The 1598-nt window shown below is 72.9% G+C and carries 2 protein-coding genes; one reads left to right on the forward strand and one right to left on the reverse strand.

Annotated features, from left to right (window positions below; all coding sequences use genetic code 11):
- Positions 1-794 (reverse strand): M24 family metallopeptidase (locus tag G6024_RS13500; RefSeq protein WP_159148925.1); only part of this gene is annotated, 794 nt, incomplete at its 3' end.
- 93 nt (positions 795-887) lie between these two features.
- On the opposite strand from G6024_RS13500, the gene G6024_RS13505 reads away from it, so the two are divergent.
- A partial coding sequence (locus G6024_RS13505; RefSeq protein ID WP_159148926.1) for a 5'-3' exonuclease occupies positions 888-1598 on the forward strand: 711 nt, incomplete at its 3' end.

Genomic DNA, 1598 nt, shown 5'->3' on the forward strand with positions numbered 1-1598 from the left:
AGGCGCTGCGCCTCCTCCAGCACCGCGTACGTCTTGGCGACCTCGGCGGAGGGCTGGCCCATCGAGTAGGTCCGGGTGCAGTCGGAGTGATAGCCGCTGGGCAGCGGCCCGCCGATGTCCACCACCACGATGTCGCCGGTCTCGACCACCCGGTCGGACACCCCGTGGTGCGGGTCGGCGCCGTTCGGGCCCGAGCCGACGATCACGAACTCGGCGCGCGTGAGCCCCTCGGCCTCGATGGCGGCGGTGATGAGCTCGCCCACCTCCGCCTCGGTCCGGCCCACCTGCAGGAACTCCCCCATCCGGGCATGCACTGCATCGATGCGACGGGCGGCCTCGGCGAGCTCGCCCACCTCGTGCGCGGTCTTCACGGCCCGCACGTGGTCGATCACCTCCGAGGCGAGGACCACCTCGCCGTCGACCCCGTCCTGGAGCGGCACCAGGTGCAACGCCGGCAGGGCGGTGGACACCGCCACCCGCCCGGCGACCGACCCGGTGACGAGCGCGATGGCGTCGGTCCCGTCCGCCCACGGGTGGATCCTCGCGCCCACGCGGTCGGCGGCTCGCCGGGTGACGTCGGTGAGTTCGAGCGACGGCAGCACCAGCAGTGGCTCTGCCCCGTCCACGGGCACGACCAGCGCGGTGAGCCGCTCGTGCGAGGCCATGCGCTCACCGGTGAGGTAGGACATGTCCTCGCCGGAATACACCACCACGTGGTCGATCCCGAGGTCCCGCGCGCGATCGCGGACGGCTGCCAGACGGTGCGAGTGGATCTGCGTAGTGGGGCTGTTCATGTCCTCCACAGTAGGCCGGGGCCGCAGTGGGCCGGAGCCGACTAGCCTGACGGCAGGTACTCGCTCCCGACCCGACGACATCAAGGAGGCGCGGTGTCCCAGGGCCCGCTCATGGTTCTCGACAGCGCCGGCTTGTGGTTCCGCGCGTTCCACTCCGTGCCCGAGAAGATCACCGGCCCGGACGGCTCCCCCGCCAACGCCGTGCGCGGCTTCTGCGACATGGTGGCCGTGCTCGTGGACGAGTACTCCCCGACCGGCCTGGTGGCCGGCCTCGACCGCGCGTGGCGTCCGGACTGGCGGGTGGAGTTGTTGCCCTCGTACAAGGCGCACCGCGTGGGTGACGACGGCGAGGAGGACGCCCCCGCGTCACTGGGCCCGCAGGTCGAGTCGATCCGCGGAATCCTCGGGGCGGCGGGCATCGCCCAGGCGTGGGCGGAGGACGCGGAGGCCGACGACGTGCTGGCCGCGCTGGCCGCCCGGGATCGCGAGGTGCTGGTCGTGACGGGCGACCGCGACCTGTTCCAGCTGGCATCGGCGAGCACCACCGTGGTGTACGTGGGAGCGGGGATGAAGAAGCGTCTGGCGTACACCCCGGAGGTCGTGGCGGAGCGCTTCGATCTGCCCGCTGGTGACGACGCCCGCGTGTACGCGGACTACGCGGTGCTGGTCGGCGACGCGTCGGACGGGTTGCCCGGCGTGGCGGGGGTCGGTGCGAAGACCGCCGCGGCCCTGCTGCGCGAATACGGCGACCTCGACGGCATCGTCGCCGCCGCCGGCGATCCGGGGTCGGCGCTCACCGCCCGC

The organism is Dietzia maris, from assembly GCF_014144855.1.
GTDB lineage: Bacteria > Actinomycetota > Actinomycetes > Mycobacteriales > Mycobacteriaceae > Dietzia > Dietzia kunjamensis.